General features: G+C 63.4%; 17 protein-coding genes. 7 read left to right on the plus strand and 10 right to left on the minus strand.

Annotation, left to right across the window (positions count from 1 at the left end; translation table 11 throughout):
* Nucleotides 1-21: 21 nt before the first annotated feature.
* From rplS to ffh, 5 genes are all read right to left on the minus strand, one after another.
* A complete protein-coding gene (gene rplS / locus K5H97_RS23115; RefSeq protein ID WP_011535315.1) occupies nt 22-372 on the minus strand; it encodes a 50S ribosomal protein L19 in 351 nt (116 codons plus the stop codon).
* A 42-nt stretch (nt 373-414) separates the two neighbouring features.
* On the minus strand, nt 415-1,167 hold the full coding sequence (gene trmD, locus K5H97_RS23120; protein ID WP_028691588.1) for a tRNA (guanosine(37)-N1)-methyltransferase TrmD: 753 nt from the start codon (nt 1,165-1,167) through the stop codon (nt 415-417).
* A 3-nt stretch (nt 1,168-1,170) separates the two neighbouring features.
* A complete protein-coding gene (rimM, locus tag K5H97_RS23125) occupies nt 1,171-1,707 on the minus strand; it encodes a ribosome maturation factor RimM (RefSeq protein WP_028691589.1) in 537 nt (178 codons plus the stop codon).
* 5 nt (nt 1,708-1,712) lie between these two features.
* On the minus strand, nt 1,713-1,964 hold the full coding sequence (gene rpsP / locus K5H97_RS23130) for a 30S ribosomal protein S16 (RefSeq protein ID WP_011535318.1): 252 nt from the start codon (nt 1,962-1,964) through the stop codon (nt 1,713-1,715).
* A 232-nt stretch (nt 1,965-2,196) separates the two neighbouring features.
* A complete protein-coding gene (gene ffh / locus K5H97_RS23135; protein ID WP_028691590.1) occupies nt 2,197-3,573 on the minus strand; it encodes a signal recognition particle protein in 1,377 nt (458 codons plus the stop codon).
* 218 nt (nt 3,574-3,791) lie between these two features.
* Between ffh and K5H97_RS23140 the strand changes: the two genes are divergently transcribed.
* The 3 genes from K5H97_RS23140 (at nt 3,792) to K5H97_RS23150 (ending at nt 7,345) form a co-directional block, all read left to right on the plus strand.
* Nucleotides 3,792-4,601 (plus strand): cytochrome C assembly family protein, encoded by an 810-nt coding sequence (locus tag K5H97_RS23140; RefSeq protein WP_028691591.1) that lies wholly within the window; start codon nt 3,792-3,794, stop codon nt 4,599-4,601.
* A gap of 9 nt (nt 4,602-4,610) precedes the next feature.
* The gene (locus K5H97_RS23145) at nt 4,611-5,798 is read left to right on the plus strand and encodes a transporter associated domain-containing protein (protein WP_028691592.1); all 1,188 of its coding nucleotides are present in this window, start codon (nt 4,611-4,613) and stop codon (nt 5,796-5,798) included.
* A 242-nt stretch (nt 5,799-6,040) separates the two neighbouring features.
* Nucleotides 6,041-7,345, plus strand: a complete 1,305-nt coding sequence (locus tag K5H97_RS23150) for an MFS transporter (protein ID WP_028691593.1) — start codon at nt 6,041-6,043, stop codon at nt 7,343-7,345.
* A 78-nt stretch (nt 7,346-7,423) separates the two neighbouring features.
* On the opposite strand, the gene purT is transcribed toward K5H97_RS23150, so the two are convergent.
* The 5 genes from purT to K5H97_RS23175 all read right to left on the minus strand — a co-directional run bounded on the left by purT (nt 7,424) and on the right by K5H97_RS23175 (nt 10,590).
* The gene (gene purT, locus K5H97_RS23155; protein ID WP_028691594.1) at nt 7,424-8,605 is read right to left on the minus strand and encodes a formate-dependent phosphoribosylglycinamide formyltransferase; all 1,182 of its coding nucleotides are present in this window, start codon (nt 8,603-8,605) and stop codon (nt 7,424-7,426) included.
* 74 nt (nt 8,606-8,679) lie between these two features.
* Nucleotides 8,680-9,147 carry a VUT family protein gene (locus tag K5H97_RS23160; RefSeq protein WP_028691595.1) on the minus strand — a complete coding sequence of 156 codons (468 nt, stop codon included), beginning with the start codon at nt 9,145-9,147 and terminating at the stop codon, nt 8,680-8,682.
* Nucleotides 9,148-9,234: 87 nt separating this feature from the next.
* The gene (locus K5H97_RS23165; protein WP_028691596.1) at nt 9,235-9,432 is read right to left on the minus strand and encodes a DUF1289 domain-containing protein; all 198 of its coding nucleotides are present in this window, start codon (nt 9,430-9,432) and stop codon (nt 9,235-9,237) included.
* Nucleotides 9,422-9,946 carry a gamma carbonic anhydrase family protein gene (locus K5H97_RS23170; protein WP_028691597.1) on the minus strand — a complete coding sequence of 175 codons (525 nt, stop codon included), beginning with the start codon at nt 9,944-9,946 and terminating at the stop codon, nt 9,422-9,424. Before K5H97_RS23170 ends, K5H97_RS23165 begins: the two co-directional genes overlap by 11 nt.
* Nucleotides 9,947-9,990: 44 nt before the next feature.
* The gene (locus K5H97_RS23175) at nt 9,991-10,590 is read right to left on the minus strand and encodes a CoA pyrophosphatase (protein WP_028691598.1); all 600 of its coding nucleotides are present in this window, start codon (nt 10,588-10,590) and stop codon (nt 9,991-9,993) included.
* A 137-nt stretch (nt 10,591-10,727) separates the two neighbouring features.
* Here K5H97_RS23175 and K5H97_RS23180 point away from each other — a divergent pair, with 137 nt between their 5' ends.
* The 4 genes from K5H97_RS23180 (at nt 10,728) to K5H97_RS23195 (ending at nt 17,940) form a co-directional block, all read left to right on the plus strand.
* A complete protein-coding gene (locus K5H97_RS23180; protein ID WP_028691599.1) occupies nt 10,728-11,282 on the plus strand; it encodes an NUDIX hydrolase in 555 nt (184 codons plus the stop codon).
* A 20-nt stretch (nt 11,283-11,302) separates the two neighbouring features.
* Nucleotides 11,303-11,866, plus strand: coding sequence for a L,D-transpeptidase family protein (locus tag K5H97_RS23185; RefSeq protein ID WP_028691600.1), 564 nt, complete (start codon nt 11,303-11,305; stop codon nt 11,864-11,866).
* 146 nt (nt 11,867-12,012) lie between these two features.
* On the plus strand, nt 12,013-16,134 hold the full coding sequence (locus tag K5H97_RS23190; RefSeq protein WP_162175270.1) for a hemagglutinin repeat-containing protein: 4,122 nt from the start codon (nt 12,013-12,015) through the stop codon (nt 16,132-16,134).
* 99 nt (nt 16,135-16,233) lie between these two features.
* Nucleotides 16,234-17,940 carry a ShlB/FhaC/HecB family hemolysin secretion/activation protein gene (locus K5H97_RS23195; protein ID WP_081791601.1) on the plus strand — a complete coding sequence of 569 codons (1,707 nt, stop codon included), beginning with the start codon at nt 16,234-16,236 and terminating at the stop codon, nt 17,938-17,940.

A 17,940-nucleotide genomic window follows, 5' to 3' on the forward strand; every position in this document is an offset into this window, starting at 1 on the left:
AGGCCGCCAGGCAAACTGTACTCAGGACAGTTTTTCCTTGATGCGAGCGGCTTTGCCGGACAGGTCGCGCAGGTAGTACAGCTTGGCTTTACGCACGTCACCACGACGTTTCACGGCCAGGCTGTCGATCTGCGGGCTGTAGGTCTGGAAGGTACGCTCTACGCCAACGCCGCTGGAGATCTTGCGCACGGTGAAGGCGCTGTTCAGACCGCGGTTACGCTTGGCGATAACGACGCCTTCGAACGCTTGCAGACGCGAGCGGTCGCCTTCCTTCACTTTAACCTGGACGACAACGGTGTCGCCTGGTGCGAAGGTCGGGATCTCTTTGCTCATCTGCTCGGCTTCGAGCTGCTGGATGATCTTGTTGGTCATGCTGTGCTCCTAAGATGGATACTTGATCCACCATCGATACGTTTAACTATCGTCCCGCTCGCGGATGTATTCCTCGAGCAGCTTCTTCTCTTCTCCAGAAAGCGAGCGACTTTCCAGAAGATCGGCGCGTCGTTCGAAGGTCCTACCAAGGGACTGCTTCATCCGCCAACGCCGGATATGTGCATGGTTGCCACTTAGCAACACGTCGGGAACACGCTGATCCGCATACACCTCGGGTCGGGTGTAGTGCGGGCAATCCAGCAGACCGTCGGTGAAAGAGTCTTCCTCCGCCGAGTCCACATGCCCTAAAGCTCCGGGCAGCAGCCGTGTAACCGCATCGATCAGTACCATGGCCGGCAGCTCGCCACCGGAAAGCACATAGTCGCCAATCGACCACTCCTCATCGACATGAGCCTCGATAAAGCGCTCGTCGATGCCTTCATAACGACCGGCGATCAGGATCAACGATTCCTGTTCGGCCAGGCCTTTGACCGCTTGCTGGGTCAGCTTGCGGCCTTGTGGCGAAAGGTAGATCACCTTTGCCGATGCTCCGGTCGCCTGCCTGGCGCTAACCAGGGCGTCTTCCAGAGGCTTGATCTTCATCACCATGCCCGGACCACCGCCAAACGGCCGATCGTCCACGGTGTGGTGGCGATCTGTGGTGTAGTCCCGCGGATTCCAGCAGGTCACTTGCAGCAACCCCTGTTTCACCGCGCGGCTGGTAATGCCGTACTCCGTGATGGCCGAGAACATCTCGGGGAACAACGTGATGACGTCTACGCGAAGGTTACCCATCGTCTAGAAGTCCGCGTCCCACTCAACCCGCATTACGCCTGCTTCCAGGTCGATTGCCAGCACGCATTGCCCGGTATAGGGCAACAGACGCTCGCGATCATCCAGGCTGCCTGCGCAGGGTTTGACCACCATTACATCGTTCGCGCCGGTCTCCAACAGGTGATCGATCTTGCCGAACAGCTGTTCGTCCTGATTGATGACCTTCAGGCCCACCAACTGGTACCAGTAGTACTCGTCGGCTGCCAGGTTGGGTAAAAGGCTCCGCGGTATGCAGATTTCGTAACCGCTCAGAAGACGGGCTTCATCACGATCATCGAGGCCTTTGAGTTTTACGACCAGGCCCTTCTGGGAGCCACGACCGCTGACCAGCTCGACCTGTTTTACCTTGCCTTCGTGCTTGAGCGTCCAGCGCGGATAATCCAACAGGTTTTCAATCGGATCGGTAAAGGAATACACCTTCACCTCGCCGCGAACGCCGTGAACCGAAAAAATCTTGCCAACGACGATGAGGTCGTCAGCCTTTTCTGGCGTCGCGTTCATACTGCTCAGGCTGCAGCCTTGGCAGCTTCCTTCAGCAGCTGAGCAACACGCTCAGACGGCTGTGCGCCCTGGCTCAGCCAGTAGGTGACGCGCTCTTGGTTGACCGACAGCTTGACTTCGGCGCCCGATGCGATCGGGTTGAAGAAGCCAACGCGCTCAACGAAACGGCCGTCACGGGCGTTACGCGAGTTGGTCACGGTCAGGTGGTAGAATGGGCGCTTTTTCGAGCCGCCACGGGCCAGACGAATGGTTACCATGTGAACATCGTTCCTATAGTCGGTGCTGCAAAACTGAATGCCCAATGGGCACACGGGTGCCCAAAAGGCCGCATATTCTCGGGGAATACACGGACATTTGCAAATGCCTTTTTCGGCAATGCCGGGGCCTGCCGATCAGTTCTGCCGGTTTGGGCCACCTCGCGGCGGCCATGATCCCGCCATAGCGGGGGTCTGGCAGACTTCCTCATATAAGGAAGCCCGCCGGATTCTTTTACAGTTTCGGCATGCCGCCACCCGGCAGCATCCCGCCAAGGCCACGCATCATCTTGGCCATGCCGCCCTTGGCGGAGAATTTCTTCATCATCTTCTGCATCTGCTTGTGCTGCTTGATCAAGCGACCGATGTCCTGCACCTGGGTGCCGGAACCGAGGGCGATGCGGCGCTTGCGCGAACCGCTGATCAGGTCGGGGTCGCGACGCTCGGCCGGCGTCATGGAGTTGATGATCGCCTCCATCTGCTTGAACTGCTTCTCGGCCGCGCCCTGGGCATTGCCCATCTGCGACAGGTTCACGCCACCGATGCTCGGCAGCTTGTCCATCAGGCCGCCGAGACCGCCCATGTTCTTCATCTGCTGCAGTTGGTCGCGGAAGTCCTCGAGATCGAAGCCCTTGCCCTTCTTCAGCTTCTTGGCCAGCTTGTCGGCCTTGGCCTTGTCGATGTTCTGCTCGGCCTGCTCGATCAGGCTGAGCACATCGCCCATGCCAAGGATGCGCGAGGCAATGCGATCAGGGTGGAACGGCTCCAGGGCCTCGGTTTTCTCGCCCATGCCGATGAACTTGATCGGCTTGCCGGTGATGGCGCGCACCGACAGCGCGGCACCGCCACGGGCGTCGCCGTCGACCTTGGTCAGCACCACGCCGGTCAGCGGCAGGGCGTCGCCGAAGGCCTTGGCGGTGTTGGCCGCGTCCTGGCCGGTCATGGCGTCGACCACGAACAGGGTCTCGATCGGCTTGACCGCAGCATGCAGGGCCTTGATCTCGTCCATCATGTCGGCGTCGACATGCAGGCGACCGGCGGTATCGACGATCACCACGTCGATGAACTTGAGCTTGGCCTCGCGGATCGCCGCCTCGGCGATGGCCACTGGCTTCTGGCTGATATCGGACGGGAAGAAGGTCACCCCGATATCGTTAGCCAGGGTTTCGAGCTGCTTGATCGCCGCCGGACGGTAGACGTCGGCCGACACCACCATCACGCTCTTCTTCTTGCGCTCTTTCAGGTGACGCGCCAGCTTGCCGGCGGTGGTGGTCTTACCGGCACCTTGCAGACCGGCCATCAGCACCACGGCAGGCGGCGCGGCGTTGAGCGTCAGCTCTTCGTTGGCCGCGCCCATCAGGCTTTCCAGCTCGGCCTGGACGATCTTCACGAAGGCCTGGCCTGGCGTCAGGCTGCGCGACACCTCAGTGCCGACCGCGCGCTCCTTGACGCTGTTGACGAAATCCTTGACCACCGGCAGGGCGACGTCGGCCTCGAGCAGGGCCATGCGCACTTCGCGCAGCGTGTCCTTGATGTTGTCTTCGGTCAGCTTGGCCTTGCCGGTGACATGGCGTAGCGTCTGTGACAGGCGGTCGGTCAGGTTTTCGAACATGGTGATCCTTTCAGGCCCAGTGAAGCCGAGGTTTTTCAGATGCCCAGGTGAACATGTACACGCGCCGGGCAGAGCAAGGCGGCGATTATAGCGGAGACTGCTTCCTACGCACACCTCGCTCGGGACCACCGGCTAGCCCCACGATTGACACGCAGTCTTCCTTGCCCACCGCGATCTATGCCAAACTCCGTCCCTTTAGGGCTTGCCTGCCAGGACTTATGTTCTCTTCACCCAGCCTCATCCCCAATCTGCTCGCTGCCTTCCTCTATCTGGCCGCGTCCGTCTACCAGGCCACCGGGCTGGCCCGTGGCGCCCGCGCCGACAAACGGCTGCTGGGCCTGCTCGGCACGTTGGCGGTGGTCGCCCAGGGCGGCGCCCTGTTCTTCCAGCTGATCACGCCCCTGGGCCTGAGCCTGGACTTCTTCAGCGCCGCCAGCCTGATCGCCGTGGCGGTGATCGGCCTGACCCTGCTCGCCTGCCTGAGCATCCCAGTGGAGAACCTGCTGGTGCTGCTGTTCCCGCTTGGCGCGGTGACCGCGCTGCTGGCCCAGTTCGCCCCGCCCGGCACGGTGCCGCTGATCAACGAAGAGCCCGGCATTCTCGCGCACATCCTGCTGTCGATCCTGGCCTACGGTCTGTTCACCATCGCCGTGTTCCAGGCCCTGCTGCTGTTGCTGCAGGACCACCAGCTCAAACACAAGCATCCGTCCGGGCTGATCCGCAACTTCCCGCCGCTGCAGACCATGGAAAGCCTGCTGTTCGGCTTCCTCTGGGCCGGCTGGGTGCTGCTGTCGCTGTCGCTGATCTCCGGCTGGCTGTTCCTCGACAACCTGTTCGCCCAGCATCTGGTGCACAAGACCCTGCTGGCCTGCGTGGCCTGGATCGTGTTCAGCGTGCTGCTGTGGGGCCGTACCCGCCTCGGCTGGCGCGGGCACAAGGCTATCCGCTGGACCCTGGCCGGCTTCTGCCTGCTGATGCTGGCCTATTTCGGCAGCAAGCTGGTCCGCGAATTCATCCTGCATATCTGACGGTCGCCCATGGACACCCTGCCGTACGCCCCGCTGCTCGGCATCATCGCACTGGCGCTGCTGTGGTCGGCGTTGTTCACCGCGGTCGACAGCGCCCGCCAGCAAGCCACTGGCCAGGGCGACGCCACTCTCCCCGCGCAGGGCCTGGTGCTCGGCGCCAGCCTCGGCAAGTTGCTGGTGCTGGGCCTGGCCTGCCTGATCGGCCAGCGCTACGACGGTGAGCACGGTTTCTGGCTGGCGGGCCTCGGGGCCGCCTTCACCCTGCTGGTGCTCGCCGACTACCTGCCACGCCGCCTGGCCCGCCGCGACCCGCAAGCCTTCCTGAGTCTGGGCGATAACCTGCTTAAATGGCCGCTGGCGCTGCTGCAGCCGCTGGGCTGCCTGCTCGACGGCTGCGCCAAGCAGATCCTGCGCCCGTTCCGCGCGCAACCCACGGCGGTGGCCCTGCATCCGCAAGCAGACGACGACTTCGACGAGGACGGCCCGACTGACAGCACCCGCCACGGCCTGCTCGAAGGCCTGCAGGCACTGGACAAGATCACCGTCAACGACATCCTCGTGCCACGAAACGAAGTCGACGGCATCAACCTCGACGACCCCATCGAACGCATCATCGAGCAACTGATCGTCAGCCGTCACACCCGCCTGCCGGTCTACCACAACGACATCAACCAGGTCGAAGCGGTACTCAACACCAAGCTGATCAGCCACCTGCTGCCGCGAGCCGAGCTGACCCCTGAGAAACTCCAGGCGGCCTGTTACGAACCCTACTTCGTCCCCGAAAGCACCCCGCTGCAGATGCAGTTGCTGAACTTCCACAAGCAGCAGCGGCGCATGGGCGTGGTGGTGGACGAGTACGGCGAGGTGCTGGGCATCGTCACCCTGGAGGATATCCTCGAGGAGATCGTCGGCGAGTTCGAGGACGAGCAGAGCCTGGACAACCCTCACGTCCACCCCCAACCCGATGGCCGCTTCGTCATCGAGGGGACGGCCTCGCTGCGCGAGATCAACCGCACCCTTGGCTGGCACCTGCCCTGCGACGGCGGGCCGAAAACCCTCAACGGGCTGGTCACCGAGGCATTGGAAAGCATCCCGGCAAGCGCGGTATGTCTCAAAATTGGCAGATATCGGCTGGAAATCCTCGAAACCGAGGATAATTGCGCGAGCAAGGTACTGGTCTGGACACTGACTCGCTAGCTATACTCGAAACACGCTTACCCAGCCCTGCCGTCCCGCCCGCTATCCGCACCCAGCGCCCGACGGCCAGTCCGCACCACTGACACGCCCCGCGGTCCTGCTTCAGCACCCCGAACAGCAACCGCTCACCGCCTATCCCCTGGGCTATCGTCAGTCGCGCGACCAACAACAATACGCTCCGGCTCCCGTGTGCCCGTCACATGGGCCGTGCCCCATGGAGCATGACTGTCAGGGACCTTCGCATGACTACCAGCAGCACCTACGCCGAACCTGCCTCGGCAACACCGGTCAATTCGCCGGCCCGGGTGGCCACCGCCAGTTTCATCGGCACCGCCATCGAATTCTACGATTTCTACGTCTACGCCACCGCTGCCGCGCTGGTGATCGGGCCGGTATTCTTCCCGTCAGGCTCCGGCACCGCGCAGATGCTCGCTGCCTTTCTCACCTTTGGTATCGCCTTCCTCGCCCGCCCGCTCGGCTCGGCGCTGTTCGGCCACTTTGGCGACCGCATCGGGCGCAAGTCGACGCTGGTCGCCTCGCTGCTGCTGATGGGCGTGTCCACCACGCTGATCGGCGTGCTGCCCGGCTATGACAGCATCGGCGTCTGGGCGCCGATCATCCTTTGCCTGCTGCGCTTCGGCCAAGGCCTGGGGCTGGGCGGCGAATGGGGCGGCGCGGCGCTGCTGGCCACCGAGAACGCGCCACAGGGCAAGCGCGCCTGGTTCGGCATGTTCCCGCAGCTGGGCCCGTCGATCGGCTTTCTCGCCGCCAACGGCCTGTTCCTCACCCTGGCCCTGGTGCTCAGCGACGAGCAGTTCCGCGAATGGGGCTGGCGCATTCCGTTCCTGCTCAGCGCGGCGCTGGTGCTGGTCGGCCTGTACGTGCGCCTGAAGCTGGAGGAAAGCCCAGTGTTCGCCAAAGCGGTCGCCCGTCACGAACGGGTGAAGATGCCGGTGGTCGACCTGTTCGCCCGCTACTGGCTGCCGACCCTGCTGGGCGCGGCGGCCATGGTGGTGTGCTATGCGCTGTTCTACATCTCCACGGTATTCTCGCTCAGCTATGGCGTGACCACCCTCGGCTACAGTCGCGAGACCTTCCTCGGCCTGCTGTGCTTCGCGGTGGTGTTCATGGCCCTGGCCACGCCGCTGTCGGCCTGGCTCAGCGACCGTTACGGGCGCAAGCCGGTGCTGGTGGTCGGCGGCCTGCTGGCGATCGCCTCGGGTTTCACCATGGAACCGCTGCTGACCTCGGGCTCTACCACGGGCGTGGCGCTGTTCCTGGCCATCGAGCTGTTCCTGATGGGGGTGACCTTCGCGCCGATGGGCGCGCTGCTGCCCGAGCTGTTCCCGACCCATGTGCGCTACACCGGCGCCTCGGCGGCCTACAACCTGGGCGGTATCGTCGGCGCCTCGGCGGCACCGTTCTTTGCCCAGAAGCTGGTGAGCATAGGGGGATTGAGCTGGGTGGGAGGGTATGTGTCAGTGGCGGCGGTGATCAGCCTGATTGCCGTGTTGTGCCTGAAAGAGACGCGCAATACCGAGCTTTGAAGCAATCGCGGAGCAAGCCCGCTCCCACGCCAGGCTGATACTGGCGTGGGAGCGGGCTTGCCCCGCGATCGTTTCAGGTCAGAACTCGACTTTCACGGCTTGCGAAGCACGGGTCGCCTTGGCCCGGGCGGCCTCGACCGACTCGTCGCGAGCCAGGCACACGCCCATGCGGCGGGTGCCGTTGATCTCAGGCTTGCCGAACAGGCGAATGGCGGTATCCGGCTCGCTCAGGGCGGCGCCGAGGTTGGCGAAGCTGGTCTGCTGCGACTGGCCTTCCGGCAGGATCACCGCCGAGGCCGATGGACCGAACTGGCGCACCACCGGGATCGGCAGGCCGAGAATGGCCCGGGCATGCAGGGCGAACTGCGACAGATCCTGGGAGATCAGGGTCACAAGGCCGGTGTCGTGCGGACGCGGCGAGACCTCGCTGAACCACACCTGGTCGCCCTTGACGAACAGCTCCACGCCGAACAGACCACGCCCGCCCAACGCATCGGTGACCGCCTGGGCCACCCGCTGCGACTCGGCCAAGGCCTTCGGGCTCATGGCCTGGGGTTGCCAGGACTCCTGATAGTCGCCCTTCTCCTGACGGTGACCGACCGGCGCGAGGAAAGTGGTGCCGCCCACATGGCGCACGGTCAGCAGGGTGATCTCGTACTCAAAGTCGATGAAGCCCTCGATGATCACCCGGCCCTTGCCGGCGCGGCCACCTTCCTGGGCGTAGTCCCAGGCTTTTCGCAGGTCTTCGTCCCCGCGCAGCAGGCTCTGGCCCTTGCCCGAGGAGCTCATCACCGGCTTGACCACGCACGGGTAGCCCAGGTCGGCCACGGCCTTGGCGTAGTCCTCGTAGGTGTCGGCGAAGTGATACGGCGAAGTCGGCAGGTCGAGCTCTTCGGCCGCCAGGCGGCGGATGCCTTCGCGGTTCATGGTCAGCTGGGTGGCGCGGGCGGTGGGCACCACGTTGAAGCCTTCGTTTTCCAGCTCGACCAAGGTGGCGGTGGCGATGGCCTCGATCTCGGGCACGATGTAGTGCGGTTTCTCAGCCTCGATCACCGCGCGCAGGGCGACGCCGTCGAGCATGTTGATCACATGGCTGCGGTGCGCGACCTGCATGGCCGGCGCGTTGGCGTAACGGTCCACGGCAATCACCTCGACACCCAGGCGCTGCAGCTCGATCACCACTTCCTTGCCCAGTTCGCCGCAGCCGCACAGCAGTACACGGGTCGCGGTGGGCGACAATGGGGTTCCGATACGGGTCATTTCAGGTCCTCGAAGGCGTCCGGGGCCGCGCCACGCTGGCTGCCGCCCGCTGAAAAATGGACCGGTATTCTACATCAGGATGTGGCCACCGCGCGCCGTGCCCGCCAGGCCATGATCAACCAGACCGCCGTTACCCCGGCGAACTTCGAGGCCAGCGCCGTGCCGATCACCGCCGGGGTCAGCGCGCCGATCATGCCGAAGAAGATGAAGGTGTCGACCGGGATGCTCAGCGCCGAACTCAGCCACAGGCGGTCACGCAAAGGCCGTCGGGTGACGCTGAACACCAGCCAGTCGATCAGCTCGGAGACGAAGAACGCGGTGGCGCTGGCCAGGGCGATGGCCGGCTCCGACGTCGCGTAGGACAGCACCAGCGCCGCCAGCATGGCCAGCAACGCGCCGTGGCCGTAGCGGGTCTGCACCATGTCGCGCAGGATGAACACCAATCCGCCCCAGGCGGACCAGATCACGTCCAGGTGCGGCGCGCTGGAAAAGGCGTAGTTGATCAGCACCACGCTGCTGATGTAGGCGATGAGATAGAACATGGTCTTTGCGTTCGGTGGGCCAGCCGCACAGATTAGCGCCGGCCCCATCGTGGGACAAGCCCGCTCCCACGCCACCGGCGTCCCGTGTTACAGGCCAATCACCAGCCCCGCCGCCAGCGCCCGCTCATGGCATTTCTTGAGCACCTCCCGGCGCTGCTCGTTGTCCATCCGCCCCCAGCGGGTGATCTCGTCCACCGTGCGCTGGCACCCGGTGCAGATATCCTGCTCGTCCAGCGCGCAGATGCTGACGCAGGGCGAGGCCACGGGCCGTTCGTCAGTCTTCATCGATCACCAGCTCACGCGCATAGCGCTGGGCGTTGTGCACGTAGTGCGCGGCGCTGGCCTCGAGCATGCGCTTCTGCTGCTCGGTAAGCTCGCGCACCACTTTGCCCGGCGAGCCCATCACCAGCGAACCGTCGGGAATTTCCTTGCCTTCGGGGATCAGCGCATTGGCGCCGATGATGCAATGCTTGCCGATCCGCGCCCCGTTGAGAATCACCGCGTTGATGCCGATCAGGCTGTAGTCCCCGACCGTGCAGCCGTGCAGCATGGCGTTGTGGCCGATGGTCACGCCACGGCCGATGGTCAGCGGCGCCCCCATGTCGGTGTGCATCACCGTGCCGTCCTGGACGTTGCTGTCCTCGCCGATGTCGATCAGCTCGTTGTCGCCGCGCAGCACCGCGCCGAACCAGACGCTGGCACGCGCCTGCAGGCGCACCTTGCCGATCAGCGCGGCGTTGGGCGCGGTCCAGCTCTCGGGATGGGTCTCGACCCGCAGGTCGCCCAGGCGGTATTTCATGTATCGCTCCTCACGGTTGAACGCGGTGGCGGGGTGTACCCCGCTCAGTTCTTGATGAAACGCTCGGGTGGCTGGTGCAGGCTGATGCCGGCATCGAACAGCAGGTTGACCAGTTCGACGATCATGATCGCCGACAAGCCCCAGATCTTGTAGTCGCCGTAACGGTAGCTGGGCACGTACCAGCTGCGCCCCTGGTAGTCGATGCGATGGGTGTGATCACGGGGATCCTGACGGAAGAACGCCAGCGGCACGGTGAACACTGCGGCAATTTCGGCGTCATTGGCGCGGTACTCGACATAGTCGGGGATCAAACCGACGAACGGTGTCACCTTCAGGCCGTGCAACGAGATCACCGGGCTCAGCGGCCCGATCACCTCGACCAGCCCGGGCGGCAGGCCGATTTCTTCCTCGGCCTCGCGCAGGGCGGTGAACACCAGGTCGGGGTCTTCCGGATCGCGCCGACCGCCAGGAAAGGCAACTTCGCCGCCGTGGGTCGACAGGCCCTGGGCGCGCAGGGTCAGCACCAGCTCCGGCTCTTCGCTACGGGTAATGGGCAACAACACCGCCGCTTCTGGGAAACGGCGGTCCGTCTCCAGTGACGCGGGGGTATGGTTGCTCATTCGGCGAAGAAGCTCATCCAGCATTACGCACTCTCGTGTCCAAGGCCTGCCTTGCATGATGCACCAAAGCCGCGAGGCACCCAAGCCCCGCCCGCAGGCCGCTTGCGGTGGGCGGGCCGGGCGCGCCAAGATAGTCCGACCCCATTGGAATGAATGTAAGCATGAAATTCTGCAGCGCGTGCGGCCAACCGGTCACCCAGCGGATCCCCGAAGGCGACAGCCGCCTGCGGTATGTCTGCGACCATTGCCAGACCATCCACTACCAGAACCCCAACATCGTCGCCGGGGTGCTGCCCACCTGGCGTTCCCAGGTGCTGCTGTGCCGCCGCGCCATCGAGCCGCGCCGGGGCTTCTGGACCTTGCCCGCCGGGTTCATGGAGAACGGCGAGACCCTGGATGCCGCCGCCCGTCGCGAAACCGTCGAGGAGGCCTGCGCCCGGGTCGCCGAGATGAGCCTGTACCAGCTGTTCGACCTGCCGCACATCAACCAGGTACACGTGTTCTTCCGTGCCGAGCTGGCCGACCTGGACTTCGCCGTGGGCATCGAGAGCCTGGAGGTGCGCCTGTTCGAGGAACACGAGATCCCCTGGGGCGAGCTGGCTTTCCGCACCGTCACACGCACACTAGAATGCTATTATCGCGACCGCATCAGGCAGCACTACCCCATAGGCCATGAATACCTGCCGCCGATGAACGTTTCGTCGCCCACCATTTAAGTCTTCAGGGATACGGTTTCATGCGCTGGCTGCTTGCCCTCTTCTGCCTCAGTGTCGCCTCGGTGTCGCAAGCCGCCTTCACCGAGACCATCATCCGCAAGACACCGTCGGCCGTGCAGTCGCCGGCCCAGCCCGCCACTGGCGGCGCCCAGCAGGAACGGCTGATCGACAAGGTGCTGGTGATCAAGTCCGAACGCCGCCTGCAGTTGATCAGCCGCGGCGAGCCGCTCAAGACCTACCGCATCTCCCTGGGCAAGCAGCCCAAGGGCGCCAAGCAGCGCGAGGGCGACAAGAAGACCCCCGAAGGGCTGTACTGGCTTGACTGGCGCAAGGTCAGCGACCGCTACAACCTGGCCATGCACATCTCCTACCCGAACATCACCGACGCCGCCAAGGCCCGCAGCGAAGGCGTGCCCGCCGGCAGCATGATCATGATCCACGGCACGCCGATCAACGAGGAGTACCCCGAGTGGTACTTCCACACCCTCGACTGGACCGAGGGCTGCATCGCCATGCGCAATGACGACATGCGCGAGGTGTGGAGCATGGTCAAGGACGGCACGCTGATCGAAATCCGGCCCTGATCCTCTCGACACATCCGATTACGACGAAGGCCTGCCCTGCTCACGCAGGGCAGGCCTTTCTCTTTCGCCGTCAAACTCCGTTTCTGTAGATATCTGCTCACTTTTCCTACGCGACAAAGAGCATTCCTTCCCACAAAGTGATGGCATTGAGCCACATAAACGCCATCAACAGTCTTCTTAAAATTCCCGCAAATGATTACTCGATTTCGTACATCACTTGCGAGGTTCTCATGCAAAATCCTGCTCCCAAAACCAGTCCCGACACTTTACGCTGGGCTGTCTTTCTCGCCCTGCTGGGCACCACCCAGGTCCAAGCGCAAGGCGCCCTGACCCCGGCGCCGGGCCCTGGAGGTACCCCGATCATCGACAATGGCCACGGCGTTCCGGTGATCGACATCGTCGCACCCAATGCCAGCGGCCTGTCGCACAATCAGTTCCTCGACTACAACGTCGGCAGGCAAGGTCTGGTGTTGAACAACGCCCTGCAGGCCGGGCAATCGCAACTGGCCGGCCAGCTCGGCGCCAACCCGCAGTTCCAAGGCCAGGCCGCCTCGACCATCCTCAACGAGGTCATCAGCCAGAACGCCTCGAAAATCGAAGGCGCGCAGGAAATCTTCGGGCAGAAAGCCGATTACCTGCTTGCCAATCCCAACGGCATCACGGTCAACGGTGGCAGCTTCATCAATACGACCCGCGCGGGCTTCGTGGTGGGTAATGCGCACGTCCAGGATGGGCAGGTCAAACATCTCGACAGCCGTGATGCCCGCGGCGCCCTCAATGTGCTGGGGCGTGGCCTGAGCAATGGCGAAGGCGCCTTGGCGCTTATCGCGCCACGTATCGATGCCAAAGGCTTGCTGTTGGCCAAGGACGACCTGAACCTCACCGTCGGACGTAATACTGTCGATGCCGAAAACCGCGCAGTGCTGCAGCATCTGCCAGGCGTATCCGGATCCATTGACGCCAGCCTGCTCGGCTCGATGCGCGCCGGTCAGATTCGCATCGTGAGCACTGCCGAGGGCGCGGGTGTGCAGATCGGTGGGATGAACCTGCACGCGGAACGTGGTGACCTGAGCATCCAGTCAGCCGGTAACCTGGTGGTGCAAGGCGACGAACTACTCCAGACCAACCTCACCAGCAGCAACGGCAAGCTGGCGCTGAGCGCTGCGCACGATTTGCAGTTCACTGCGGCCAATGGCAAGGGCCGGCAAGTCGAGCTCAACGCTGGGAAGAACCTGACGCTCGATACCATTACCCGCGAAACCTTGCAGAAGGACCCTGTCGACTGGGTGAAGAAGAGTTGGTTCGTCACCACCGAAAGCCGCAAGGGCCTTACCGAGACCACCGATCGCAAGATTGTGAGCAGTCGCCTTGTGGCGCAGGACGATCTGGACCTGCTGGCAGGTAATGACCTGACGCTGAGCGCCGCACAGCTTGAAGCAGGAAGCACCCTGAACCTGCGCAGTGGCAACAAGATGACGATCGGCGCCGGCCTGGAAAGCCGCGATACCAAGGAACAGCACAGCCACACCATTTACCTTGACCGCACAGACACTGACGGCACGTCGCACACAGAGCAGGTCAAAGCCAGCACGCTCAAGGGCAACAAACTCGTTGCGCATGCCGGCAGCGACATGCAGGTCAGTGGCTCACACCTCAATGCCAAGCACCACCTCCAGCTGGACAGCAAGGGCGACTTGACCATTGAAAGCGCCGCGGAAAACGACCAGGGTCATCGCATCACTGGTGTTCGCGACTTCGTTGCCAGCGCCGGGGAAACGGCAACGGATTCAGGCCAGTACTCCGCGAAAATCGGTTACGAGCATTTGCACAAGGATGAAAATACAGCCTTGACTCGCCAGGTGGCGAGTTCGGTCAGTGCCGGCACCGTTTCCTTGGCCAGTGCTCGCAAGCTGACGCTCAAGGGCTCCGAGGTTCAAGCGAATGCCGGCAGTCTCACCGCCAACGCCAACGACATCGAACTTGCAGCGGCCTACGATAACGAGAGCAGACACACCCTCGACACCACCCGCGGCGCGGCGCTGAGCGCCACCATCGGGACCGAGCGTGTCGGCGTGAGCATCGACGGCTACCAGGGTCCGACCGTCGAGCTCCAAAGTCAGTCCACCGTTCAACGCAGCACGCTGAAATCAAGCGGTGACATGAAGATCGATGCCGCAAAGCTGGTTACCTCTGCCGCCCAGGTGCAGGCGCAAGGATCGCTGGAAATAAATGCTGACACGATCGACAACCAGGCGGCAGCCGACACCACGGTACGCGAGACCCTCCTGAGCAAGTGGGATGGAGGCCTGGGTGTCAGTGCCGACTATGCATACGTCACAGATCGCGCCAAGTACGCCTTCGACCATTTGCGCCAGTTGGCTACAGGCCAGAAAGCCGAATCGACGCTCAACGATTCGCAGAAGCCAAACCTGGAGGCAAAGCTGGCCCTGGAGCACCAGTCGCTCAAGCAGAGGGACACCACCAGCACGGCGCAGGTCAGCACATTCGAAGCAGGTCGAGTCATCGTTCAGGCCTATGACAGCATCAAGGACGAGGGCACCGACTACAACGCCAAGGCGGGTGATCTGCGGATCGTGGCGGGCGAACACCAGATGCTGGCCGCCAGTGATCGCACTACCCGTGAAACAAGCCGCATCAACGCAGGCGGTAACCTGCGCGTGGACAGCAAGACCTTGACGGATGTCAACGGCACGCTTGAAGGGCATGGGGGCTCCGAGGCGAGCCTGGGAGAAACCACGCTTGCCCGCGTTGGCAGTCTGCAGGGCAAGCATGGGGTTCAGGTCGCGCTCACGGGTAACGGACACTACGAGGGTACCCGCATCGACGGCGGCGAGGGTGCGGTGCGCCTGGATAGCCAAGGTGACCTGACACTGGCGGCTGTTCATGACCGCACCGTGGAGAAAACCACGACACTGGACGCAGGCCTGGCGCTGAAGGCGGGTGTCAACCTGATCGGAGCCAATGGCGGGGCGCAGGGTACTCTCAAACACCACACGCACGAGGCTCAGAACAGCAAGGCGCGAGTCGCGCAAATCGACAGCAAGCATGAGGTTGGGCTCTCCAGCCATGGCGACCTGCGTCTGGAGGGAACGCGCATCGGTAGCGGCACCGTGGCCACCGGCGATATCACGCTGCACAGTGAGGGTCTGCTGACCGTGGCCGCAGCCGGCGATACCGAAACCAAGGTGGGCGGTACCTGGGGTGGCAAACTGGATGGCTCGGGGAGCGCTGTGGGTGGCGGTCTGGGCGCTGAAGGCACCTTTGGCCGGACCAGCCAGGAAAAGCGTACCGCCGTCGGCGCGACGTTCGACAGCAACGGGGCGGTGCAGCTCACGAGCCTGGCCAGCAATGATGCTGCCCTCAACGTGCAAGGGTTGCAGGCCAGTGCTCGGAAGATCGGCCTCGAGGCTCGCAATGGTGGCGTGTTGATCGAAGCCGCAGGCAACACCGAACAACACGACAACCTCGATATCACCCTCGGCGCCGGAGCCAAGCTTTCAGCAATAGGACTGGGAGGCGCGAACGCCCTGGTCCAGCTTGACCTGGACACAAGCAACAACACGACCTGGAGCGACAGCCGTCTGCGCGCCGACACAGTCGAGTTACAGAGTAAAGGCGATACCCGTATCGAAGGTGCCCAGGTCGAAGCCCATCATGTCGCAGGCGAAATCGGTGGCGATCTGCTGGTGGCAAGTCGCAAGAACCAGACTGACGCCAAGGCCCTCAATGCCGATATCAAAATGAACCAGAAAGACGCCGCAGACGCTTCCGGTGATGCCAAGCCATCACTGGCGGACGCCTTCGACAAAGGCGACATCGGCGAAATCGTCAGTGCGCTCTGGAGCACGGTCACCGACAAGGTCACGCCGGCAATCAAGGGAGGCCTCTCCAGGAAGCTTGACGATACCGTCACACAACAGACCACCCTCTCCGGCACACAGGGCATCGACCTGGGCGTCGGGGGCACAACCCATCTTGTCGGCGCCAAAGTACAGGCCAGCGATGGCAAGGTCGACGTCGGGAGCAGCATTACCCGACAGAACCTCAGCGGCCGCGACTATCAGGAGGATACCAAGGTCAACGTAGACCTGACGCCAGGGGGCCTGACAAAGAGTGCGGTCGGTTTCTTAACCAGCCTGTTCCATGGCAAGGGTGAAGGCAACAGCAACAACAAGCCGTACGAAAGCAGTGGCCACGACACCACCACCGAGTACGTCTCGCAAATTGAGCAGGGCCGCAAGCGCTGAGGCGCGAACACCTGGCAAGCAGCGGCCCACAGGCCGCTGCACCTCCCCATCCAACCCTGAATCGCCGAGCTGGCGAGGACCGGTATCGGACCCAGACCCATGAACACCCGCACTTTCAGCCGCGTCTCATACCGAGCCGCGAGCATCCTGCTCGCCAGTATCTTCCTGGCCTGCCCATCGGCGGTAGTAGCGGCTCCACGCTGGATCGATCCGGCCGGCCAGGACCTACGCGACCAACAGCAGTCACTGCGAAAACTGGAACAGGACCGACGACTCGAACGCTGGGAACATTCACGGCCCATCGACAGAGCACACCGAAGCGAAACACCGTCCACCGAACAGGGTCAACGCTGCTGGGCAGTGAGTGGCGTGCGACTGGCGGGCAACCGAACACTTCGGTCCCAGCACCTTGAACCCACCGTACGCGCCTTGTCGTCCTCATGCATGGGCGCAGCAGAAATCGACCGATTGCTCAAGGCAATCACCCAGCAGTACGTGCAGGCCGGCTATCCCACCAGCCGCCCCTACGTTGCACGCCCCCCTGAACATGGCGCCCCACTGGATATCGTGATTGTCGAGGGCTTCATAGAATCGATCGAAATCACTGACCAGGGCCTGCCCCTGTCACTGGGCAACGCGTTTCCAGGCACACTCGGCCGCCCCCTGCATTTGCCGGATCTTGAGCAAGGCCTCGACCAACTTAATCGTCTGCGCGCCTACGACCTGGAAATGGCCCTGCTGCCTGGGGAGTTGCAAGGGGGGACCCGCGTCGTGATCAAACCTCGGCAGGTCTGCTCACGCGTGCACCTGGACGCCAGCATCGACAACCGTGGCGGTGAAACGACCGGCCGCCATCGTCTGAACCTGGGCCTGGGCCTGGACAGCCCGCTGGGTTTGAACGACGACCTGCGCCTGTCGTTCAACCGGACCGTTTTCGAAGCACCAGGACAAACCGAAGGCTTGAGCCTCCATTACAGCCTGCCTCACGGTCCCTGGACCTTCAGCCTCAACGCCAGCCAGATGCGCTACAGTGCCCCGGTGCCCCGGACCCGCTACAGCAGCAATGGCGAGAACGAGTTTTTCGGCCTTGGCGCGGAGCGTGTGCTCTGGCGCAATCGCCAAGGCATGCTCAGTGCCAGCACACGCGTGGACCGCAAGGCATTGACCAACCGCTTTGGCCCGGTGGTACTGGCGCTGCAGAGCCCGACCCTGAGTACCGTCGATGCCGGCCTCAATCTGCTGTGGCTGGAGAGCGGGCTATGGAACCTGTACCTGGGCGTGAGCAAGGGCGTGGACTGGTTCGGCGCCGACCAGCCCCACCACAACAAGCGTGCGCCCCGTCCGGACTTCACAAAGTACCGCGCCAACCTCCTGCACCTGCGCCAAGGCCCTGCCGAGCACCCATGGCGTTGGCAGAGTGAACTGGCCCTGCAATTCAGCACCGATGTCCTGCCCGCGATCGAACAGCAGCAGCTCAGCGATCACTCGGCCGTGCGCGGTTTTCGTCAGCACAACGTGACCGGCGCCAGTGCCGCCGTCTGGCGCAACACCCTCAGTCAGCCGCTGCCCTCGGGTTGGACCTGGCCTGTGCAAGCACGCCCATCGATAGGCCTTGACCATGGCTGGGCCCGCTATATGCGCGAGAGTCCCTCCCAGCGCCTGACCGGTGCCTCGGTGGGTATTGAACTGAGCGTCCCACGCAGCAGCCTGCGCCTGGACTACCAGCGCGCCCTGCATGCCAGCGATCGACGGCGCAAGGCGTTGGAACACGGTTTCTGGATAGCCCAGTGGTCCCTGAGCATTTGA

The organism is Pseudomonas mosselii (genome assembly GCF_019823065.1).
GTDB lineage: Bacteria > Pseudomonadota > Gammaproteobacteria > Pseudomonadales > Pseudomonadaceae > Aquipseudomonas > Aquipseudomonas mosselii.

Excerpts from the sequence above, each read along its gene's own strand:
- K5H97_RS23140 (WP_028691591.1), top strand. The coding sequence starts at position 3,792 with ATGTTCTCTTCACCCAGCCTCATCCCCAATCTGCTCGCTGCCTTCCTC.
- rplS (WP_011535315.1), bottom strand. The coding sequence starts at position 372 with ATGACCAACAAGATCATCCAGCAGCTCGAAGCCGAGCAGATGAGCAAA.
- trmD (WP_028691588.1), bottom strand. The coding sequence starts at position 1,167 with ATGGGTAACCTTCGCGTAGACGTCATCACGTTGTTCCCCGAGATGTTC.
- K5H97_RS23175 (WP_028691598.1), bottom strand. The coding sequence starts at position 10,590 with ATGCTGGATGAGCTTCTTCGCCGAATGAGCAACCATACCCCCGCGTCA.
- rimM (WP_028691589.1), bottom strand. The coding sequence starts at position 1,707 with ATGAACGCGACGCCAGAAAAGGCTGACGACCTCATCGTCGTTGGCAAG.
- K5H97_RS23165 (WP_028691596.1), bottom strand. The coding sequence starts at position 9,432 with ATGAAGACTGACGAACGGCCCGTGGCCTCGCCCTGCGTCAGCATCTGC.
- K5H97_RS23170 (WP_028691597.1), bottom strand. The coding sequence starts at position 9,946 with ATGAAATACCGCCTGGGCGACCTGCGGGTCGAGACCCATCCCGAGAGC.
- ffh (WP_028691590.1), bottom strand. The coding sequence starts at position 3,573 with ATGTTCGAAAACCTGACCGACCGCCTGTCACAGACGCTACGCCATGTC.
- K5H97_RS23145 (WP_028691592.1), top strand. The coding sequence starts at position 4,611 with ATGGACACCCTGCCGTACGCCCCGCTGCTCGGCATCATCGCACTGGCG.
- K5H97_RS23180 (WP_028691599.1), top strand. The coding sequence starts at position 10,728 with ATGAAATTCTGCAGCGCGTGCGGCCAACCGGTCACCCAGCGGATCCCC.
- K5H97_RS23185 (WP_028691600.1), top strand. The coding sequence starts at position 11,303 with ATGCGCTGGCTGCTTGCCCTCTTCTGCCTCAGTGTCGCCTCGGTGTCG.
- K5H97_RS23195 (WP_081791601.1), top strand. The coding sequence starts at position 16,234 with ATGAACACCCGCACTTTCAGCCGCGTCTCATACCGAGCCGCGAGCATC.
- K5H97_RS23160 (WP_028691595.1), bottom strand. The coding sequence starts at position 9,147 with ATGTTCTATCTCATCGCCTACATCAGCAGCGTGGTGCTGATCAACTAC.
- purT (WP_028691594.1), bottom strand. The coding sequence starts at position 8,605 with ATGACCCGTATCGGAACCCCATTGTCGCCCACCGCGACCCGTGTACTG.
- rpsP (WP_011535318.1), bottom strand. The coding sequence starts at position 1,964 with ATGGTAACCATTCGTCTGGCCCGTGGCGGCTCGAAAAAGCGCCCATTC.
- K5H97_RS23150 (WP_028691593.1), top strand. The coding sequence starts at position 6,041 with ATGACTACCAGCAGCACCTACGCCGAACCTGCCTCGGCAACACCGGTC.